Here is a 7,924-nt window from a genome sequence, read left to right as displayed (position 1 = left end):
TGTTAATGCTAATGAAGTTTTTTTCTTTACATAAATGAAGAAATAATAAAAAACGCTGGTCTATTTTTTTAACCAGCGTTTTTTGTTAAAACCTAATGTAAAATCTATAATTATCTTAGGATATAGACATTATTACTTGCATTTTGTCTATAATAAGCTGCTGCAATTTCTTTAATAGCATTTATGCGATATTTTTCTAAAGAAACTTTATCCTTATATTGTTGCATCATAAAATTCCATTGTTTATCATCTTCTGCTTTTATCTTATTTTCTATAATACTAATTTGCTTTTTAGCTTCATTGTAGCAAGATGTAGAGGGATCTACATTCATTAATATAGATAAGGCTTCTTCATAATTTTTATTAGCTATTAAAGCACTAACTTTTTGAAGTTGTTGTTTACAATTTTTCTCTTGGTATTTATTGTAAATTTGTAATGCGTTTTTTTGAGCATTAGAATAACACTCTTTTACCTCTTCTGGAATACTCAACAATAAAGCAATAGCTTCTTCATACTGTTTTCTTTGAGCAAATCCTTCTGATTTCTGAATAATACTATTACAATTTTCTTTATAATAAGAGATTATTTCTTTTTTTCCTTCTGAAATAAATTTTTTCAATTCAGCAGATTTGTTATTTATTTTGTTAATAGCATCAATAACCGCTTTATCTTTTCCCATAGCACTACCTTTTAAAGTAGAATAATAAGAAGAAAATATTTTACCTGTTGTGTTTTCTTGTATAATTAAAGATAGATCTAGCCACACAACATTTATATTCTTCATTCCTCCCTCTATAACTTCGCTATTTTGTAAAGAAACTTTAGGAGTTATAGTAAAATTTCCATAAGTAAAAGAAGATATACCTTCAGAAGTTATTGTTTGTTCAATTCTTTTTGTTAATAAAGATTGTTGTGCTTCAGATATATCACTTTCAATGGGAGCTATACTCAAAGTTATTTTTCCAACATCTGAAATGGTTTGAGCTGATAATAGTTGGAAAAAAGATATAAATACAAAAAATAATGTTATTTTTTTCATTATTCAAATTTATTTAATGATGATGAAAATAGTATTGCCTTTTATGTCTCGTCCCACTTCAAGCCCTAAAGTTTTAAGGTATTTAATAAGAAGAGAAGCAAATTTATTTGGATTATAGTTACGTCCGTTACTTTGATCTTTTAAAGGGATTTTTACATCGTCAAAAATCATTCTTAAATCAGTAGTTCCTTGTATATGATAATTGTTTTTAAAAGCATTTTCTTCCATCCAAGTTTCTAATAAATCAGAAAATAATTCATCTTTAAACTCAGAAGATGTATTATAATGAGAACTTTCAGCAAAACTAATATCTACAATAATAGATTTTCCATTATTTACAACATCTGTAAACTTTGTCTGCATAACATTTAAAAAGTCATCTATACAACTTTCTACAGCTTTTGAAGCTAATCTTCCAAAGTCATCAGAGTAAAACTTTCCACTTTCGCATACTTTATTAGAAAGAGAATTTCCTGTTGATACTTCATAACCCGTAAGTATAATTTTGATTGAGTTTCCAGAACTTCCTTTATGTATAACAACTTCAGAAAGAACATAGATATCAGCACCTGACATTTCAATAATCTGTGTTTTTAAGTCATTTTGATTATCAGAAGTAAAAATAGAATTATCTTTTGCACTTTTCAATTTGGCAGTAAAATCAACAGTTGTAAAACCTCTGTTATCAAACCCTTCCTTAATTTTTGTAATAGCTATACGCTTATCTGCATCTTCTTCTAAAATAGTACGAATATCTTCACCTTCTTTTACAAATGGAATGACCATAATTTTAGGCTGAACAGTTATTACTTGTCCACCGCTATCTGTTGCTTTGTTTTGAGCATTTAATGAAAAACTCAAAACAAATAATAAGAAAAATATTTTTTTCATTTTAATAACCAAATTTTCTAATTACACCGTTTTGCTCTAAGTCTCTTCTTAAAGCATTGACATTGATCTTCATTACAATATCTAATTGCTTATTTCCTCTTATATTTTTAGAAATATTACTTTCTTGAGACAGTATGAAAAATGTCTTATAAAATCCTTTATCAAAAAAATTTGAAAAGTACTCCTTATACTGTACTAAACTTTGATTTTCATTAGGGACTAATGGAATGTTAAGGCTATTACTATTAGCAATCCCTCTAAACAATATTGTTTGCATTACTAATTTTTGTGCTTGTTCTACTCCTTTATCACTATTTTGACTAATAGTTTTAAGTGTTATTTCTCCTTTATTTTCAGATATTAAAAGTATATTGGGTGTTTGATATTGAGTAACTTTACAACTACTCAATAATACAAAAAGTACAAAAAAATAAAATAGATTATGTTTCATTTCCTTATTGATTTTTGTAAGGAGTTGCTTACATAAAGCAACTCCTTATGAAGTTATTGTTTAAAAGTAACTTTTAGGTTAGCATTAGTACTTATTTTTTCTTTCAGCAGTTTATCCCCTGATTTGATAGAACAAGTTGAAAAGTTTTCATCTTCAACTTTTTCTACTTTTAGTTCTGCAACATCTTTTTTGCGCTTAAGTTCTTTGCCATTTACATTTATCATTGTTTCTTCATAAACCTTCAAAATATTACCTTTTTTTACGCCAGATGAACTACCTCCAGATACTAATAACTTCCCTTTATCTTGTTCTTCTACTATTGCAAATTCAACAGGAAAGTTCTTAAGTACGAACTCTTCAATTTGAGGAGACATTTTATCAAGAGTCTTTTTAAAAGCTTTTTCTTGACTTGTTAAAGAACCTTCTGTCTCTAGTGCTGCATTTACAACTCCACTTAATAAAGTATTACCAAACCCTCCTGATTTTGGAGTTAAATTTTCAGAAGCTATGATCTCTCCTGTTTCAACATCAATTGCTTTTATAGAAATTAAGAATTGACACTTGTCGCCTGTATTTACATAATCAGATAATACACTTGAAATTAGGTATTTAGCACCTATACTTTTAGACTGTGAGATTACGGAGCCATCTAAAAAGTCTTCTGTTTTTTGAAGTTCTCTTTCTCGTTTTAAAGACTCCATTTTAGATCTGTCTACAATGCTAAATCGATTAGTTTTTAAAAAAGCATTTGATAATTCTTCTGTCACCATTACAGTTTCTTTTGTAATTTGACCATTTGCTCCATTAGTAGGAAGTATTCCTACTGAAATTTTTTCTGATTGTGCATTTACAGCTATTGTAGTTGTAAATAATGTGATGATTGTTAAAAATGTTTTTCTCATTGAATAAAGAAATATTAAAGTTATTCCCTACTCTTTTTAGGCTTTTCGGGATTTCGCCTCTTATAAAAATAGCTATTTTTTTAGTTACTGTTTTATATATGTTTTTGAAAAACTATATTCATTCCCTTTCTTATCCTTTTCCTTCCCTGATATCGTTAGATGATTTTTTGAAAGAGTCGCTGTATAAGAAAAGTCACCTTCTGCCGTCTTAAATTCAATTTTATTGCGAACAGCTTTATAATTTCCTGATACTACACGTACTCTACAAGTTTTTCGGCCATATTCTTCTTCAAATCCATACTTGCTATGAGTGAATTCTACACTACCAAAACTTATATGTTCATCGCTAGTACAATAGTCCAGTTCTTGTTTGACATCATTAATTGTTATACTTTCTATTATATAATTATGTCCAGATAGCTCATTATTAGTAACAGCATCTTTTACACAAGAAACTAATAAAAGTAAGATACTGATAATAAAGAATAGATTCTTCATCTGATAAAATATTAGTGTTATTCCCTACTCTTTTTAGGCTTTTCAGGATTTCGCCTCTTATAAAATAGCTCTTCGGATAGCTGCTTTATTCGTAATATTCATAGCTAAAAAATAAAAACAAATCAATGTTTTAAGGCATTGCTTCTATAATATTAGCGTATTTATTCCACTGGTTTGCAGCTTTATATTCTAATACACTATTTGCAGGCACGTAAATTTTTTTGATTTTATTTTTAAGTAAAAATGGACTATCTAATTCAGGCGGAATGCTTCCCTCTAAAGTGATAGTAATAATATTGTTAGCAAAAAAAGCAAAACCATTAATTTTTCTAACATTGTGCGGAATAGTAATATGCTTTATAGCTTTACAATCTCGAAATAAGAAATTATCAATAGTAATAAGTGTTTCAGGTAGCTTTACATTTTCTAAAATATCACATTCAGAAATAAAATACCCTCCAATGCTTTTCATATTATTAAGTAATGTGATACTTTTTAACTTTCTACATTGATAGAAAACAATAGGTTCTATATTAGTAAATATAGATACAAAAGTTACTCCTTTAGGAATTATAATTGAAGTTAAGCCACTATTACTGAAAGCAAGCTCTTCAATTTGTACAACAGCATTATTAGGAATGTTAATATTACCCAATGAATAACAATGAGCAAAAGCAAGAGTACTAATATAGGTAATACTATTAGGGATATTTATTTCTTCTAATAGCTCACAACCTTTAAAAGCTGACTTATAAATTACTTTTAGTCCTTTAGGAAGTGTTACACTTCTTAATGATTTACAATCTGCAAAAGCTTCTTCTCCAATGCTTCTAACTCCTTCTTCAATTACTACCGATTGTATATATTGGTTGTTACTAAAAGAAAAGTGAGTAACAGTACTTGGTATTGTAATATGCTTTAATGAAATACAGTCTCTAAAAGCTGTTTTGATTGTTTTTAAACCTTTAGGAAGAGTAATAGAGGTTAATGCCTTACAATTATCAAATGCAGTAGCTTCAATACTTGTAATCCCTTCTTCAATTATTACCGATTGTATATATTGGTTATTACTAAAAGAAAAGTGAGTAACAGTACTTGGTATCGTAATGTTTTTTAAAGAAGGACAATCGTTAAAAGCTCCTATTTCAATAGCTGTAATATTTTTAGGAAATTTGATACTCTCTAATGATTTGCAACCATAGAAAAAGCTATTGGGGATACTACTCATTTTATTGAGAAAAGTAATGCTTTTTAATTTTTCACATTGATAGAATGTTGTGAAAAAGTTGAATTGGTTAGGTATAAGGGTTACTTTTTCAGGAATGGTAATTGATGTAAAACCACTATTATGGAAAGCCCCATCTTTTATACTTTCTACACTATTAGGAATGTCAATACTCTCTAATGATATACAATTATAAAAAGAGTTCTGTCCTATAGATTTTAAGTTTTGAGGAAGTTTTATCTGACTTAATGCCTTACAATTACTAAAAGTTCGATCATTAATAATTGTTACCTCTTCAGGAATTACAATTGATTTTAGGGCTTCACATTGTCCAAAAGCATTTACACCAATATCGGTAAGTTTATCAGGTAGTACAATTGACACTACTTTCTTACAATTTTCAAAAATATTATCACTAATTTTGGTTACCTCTTTTAGTACTTTGTCCTCTTGCATATTAATGCTAGTAGCCTCGGTATTAAACCACTGCATTAAAGTTTTTTTGTCAGGGCTTAGCAGATAGTATTTAGAGGGAATTTTTCCCTCTTCTTTATTTTTCTGATAACTGATATTGCCTTTCCCATTGTTGTCAATAGGTAGAGATTTATCACTTTTAGAACAATTAAACGATAAACAACCGAATAAAAATAGAGTAAAAAATATCTTTTTCATTATTATTGATATATTAAAATCAATTAATACACTTAGTGCCCAAAAAGTTTCACCTTTTTAGACTTAGGAGTTTTTATAAAAGCCGAAGATTTATTCTTTTTTTAGAAGAAGTCGCATACGGCAAAGGAAAGCACTTTTTTGCAAGTACTCCCTTTGCGCTATAGGCTAACCTATTCTGTGTTGCTATCGAAAGTTTCCAGTTTTCAGATAACAGAACAAAGCTAACGCCTTTTCTTAAATGTATAAAATAGTAGAAATAAAAAAAGCGTGAGTAACACTCTTTGTCATCTGAGGTACTGGAATCACCTTGCAACACAAATAGGTTTCACTCACGCCTATAAAGGCGATGAGCATTACCCTTTTGTACTGTGTCGCAATGAAAGTTTCCAGTTTTCAGATAACAGAACAAAAGCTAACGCTTCTTATTTTTTCTATATTTTAGGGTGCATAATTACAATAAAAACACAAAATACACAAATTTTTTAACATTTATTTTATGTATAATCTTTCAACTATTTCACAATCAATAAGATATAATTTGAGAAAATAGGTCTCCACACTCCCACTTGTCCCACCTGTCTCACCTGTCCCACTTGTCCCACCAGTCCCACCTGTCCCACCTGTCTCACTCGTCCCACCCCTCCCACAATCGCCCCACACCCGTCTCACCTGTCCCACCTGTCTCACCTGTCCCACTCGTCCCACCCGCCCCACTTGTCCCACAATCGCCAGTGCGGCTCGCACTCCCACTTGTCCCACCCGTCCCACCTGTCCTACCTGTCCCACAATCGCCAGTGCGGCTCGCACTCCCAATCCTCCCAGCCTTCTCAGCCCTCCCATCTGCCCACCCCTCCCAGAAAAATTTTCTAAATACACTTACCCTATACAAACACTATACAAACGATACAGGAAGAGCGAACGATAAGCGAACGCTCACCGAAGTATAAACGTCTACTAATCGCCCTCAAAAAAGAAAAAAACACTGCTTTTGCCAAATCCCCCACTTGATAATTTTATAACAAAAAAGTGTTTTAGTGAGATATTTTTTTCTCTTCCTTGCATTTTAATAAATAAAATAATACCTTTGCCACCTTGTAATAATAAAAATCAAAATGAGGAAATTAAAACAGTTATTCACTTGGGGCTTCTTCTTTTTGGCGATATTTTCCGTATCGGCTCAAAATGTGCAGCTTTCAGGTACAGTGAAAGATGAAGCTGGCACGCCTCTCTTAGGTGTGTTTATTATGATTAAAGGCACTCAGCGAGGAGCCACTACCGACACCGACGGTAAGTACACCCTCAATGCCAGCGTAGGCGATGTGCTCGACTTTACGTTTCTCGGAATGAAAACCGTACAGAAGAAAGTAACCGCCAATACCAAAAAGCTCGATGTAGTGATGAAAGACGACGTACAAGAGCTCGAAGAAATGGTAGTTACCGGCTATGGGGCTCCTAAGCTCGCCAGCCGTACGGTAGCGCAAGTAGCGCAAGTGCAGGGCAAGGACGTAAGTGCAGCACCTGTAGCCAGCGTATCCGATGCGCTACAAGGCCGCTTAGCAGGGGTTGTCGTTACCAGCGATTCGGGTCGCCCTGGTAGCAATAGCGATATCCTTATCCACGGTTATAACAACTTCCAAGGGGCGCTACGCGGTGAAAGAACCCAAGAACCCCTCTATATAATGGACGGGATTGCTGTTAGTGCCAATGTGATGAGCCGATTCAACCCTAATGACATCGAGAGCATTACGGTGCTCAAAGATGCAGCTTCAACCTCTATCTATGGGGCACGTGCGGCCAATGGGGTCATACTCATCACCACCAAAAAAGGGCGTAATAACGAGCGTACTAATGTTACTATCAGTCACCAACTCGGTTTTACGGCACTTACTAACGCTAGCCGTAAGTTCTTCGATGATATGATGACCCCTCGCGAGTATATGGATTTCTGGATAGAAAAAGATCCTCAAGCCGTAAACTTGGCAGCAGGCAAGTTCACTTCAAACAAGGATGTTGCCAGACAGTCAGCAGATAAAATCTTAGCTGCCAATCCTTACAATACTCGTTGGGATAAGGTTTTCTTCAGAGATTTCGTACCGTTGATTCGTACCGATGTCTCTATCTCTGGGGGTACTAATAATAGCTCTTATTACCTATCATTTGGGCACTTCAGCCAAGAGGGTTCTACTTCACCTCGCAGCGATTACCGCCGTTATACCGTCAATGGTAGTATCAATACCCAAATCAC

The 7,924-nt window shown here is 32.6% G+C and carries 8 protein-coding genes; 1 reads left to right on the top strand and 7 read right to left on the bottom strand.

Translation table 11 applies throughout. From position 1 onward, the window contains the following. Positions 1-110: 110 nt before the first annotated feature. From HMPREF9074_RS08615 to HMPREF9074_RS12405, 7 genes are all read right to left on the bottom strand, one after another. Positions 111-1,040, bottom strand: a complete 930-nt coding sequence (locus HMPREF9074_RS08615; protein ID WP_009390935.1) for a hypothetical protein — start codon at positions 1,038-1,040, stop codon at positions 111-113. 9 nt (positions 1,041-1,049) lie between these two features. Continuing rightward, a complete protein-coding gene (locus HMPREF9074_RS08610; RefSeq protein WP_009390936.1) occupies positions 1,050-1,931 on the bottom strand; it encodes a DUF6175 family protein in 882 nt (293 codons plus the stop codon). Between the two features lies 1 nt (position 1,932). After that, positions 1,933-2,382, bottom strand: a complete 450-nt coding sequence (locus tag HMPREF9074_RS08605) for a hypothetical protein (RefSeq protein ID WP_009390937.1) — start codon at positions 2,380-2,382, stop codon at positions 1,933-1,935. Positions 2,383-2,435: 53 nt separating this feature from the next. Further along, positions 2,436-3,284 (bottom strand): CsgG/HfaB family protein, encoded by an 849-nt coding sequence (locus HMPREF9074_RS08600; protein ID WP_009390938.1) that lies wholly within the window; start codon positions 3,282-3,284, stop codon positions 2,436-2,438. An 84-nt stretch (positions 3,285-3,368) separates the two neighbouring features. Further along, positions 3,369-3,782, bottom strand: coding sequence for a hypothetical protein (locus tag HMPREF9074_RS08595; RefSeq protein WP_009390939.1), 414 nt, complete (start codon positions 3,780-3,782; stop codon positions 3,369-3,371). 130 nt (positions 3,783-3,912) lie between these two features. Next, positions 3,913-5,679, bottom strand: a complete 1,767-nt coding sequence (locus HMPREF9074_RS08590; protein WP_009390940.1) for a leucine-rich repeat domain-containing protein — start codon at positions 5,677-5,679, stop codon at positions 3,913-3,915. 489 nt (positions 5,680-6,168) lie between these two features. Further along, positions 6,169-6,519 carry a hypothetical protein gene (locus HMPREF9074_RS12405; RefSeq protein WP_009390943.1) on the bottom strand — a complete coding sequence of 117 codons (351 nt, stop codon included), beginning with the start codon at positions 6,517-6,519 and terminating at the stop codon, positions 6,169-6,171. Between the two features lie 272 nt (positions 6,520-6,791). Between HMPREF9074_RS12405 and HMPREF9074_RS08580 the strand changes: the two genes are divergently transcribed. Further along, on the top strand, positions 6,792-7,924 hold a 1,133-nt coding region (locus tag HMPREF9074_RS08580; RefSeq protein WP_034540296.1), incomplete at its 3' end, for a carboxypeptidase-like regulatory domain-containing protein.

The sequence above is a fragment of the Capnocytophaga sp. oral taxon 329 str. F0087 genome (assembly GCF_000213295.2).
In the GTDB taxonomy this organism is placed as follows: Bacteria; Bacteroidota; Bacteroidia; order Flavobacteriales; family Flavobacteriaceae; genus Capnocytophaga; species Capnocytophaga leadbetteri_A.
This window is presented reverse-complemented; position numbering and strand designations above follow the sequence as displayed.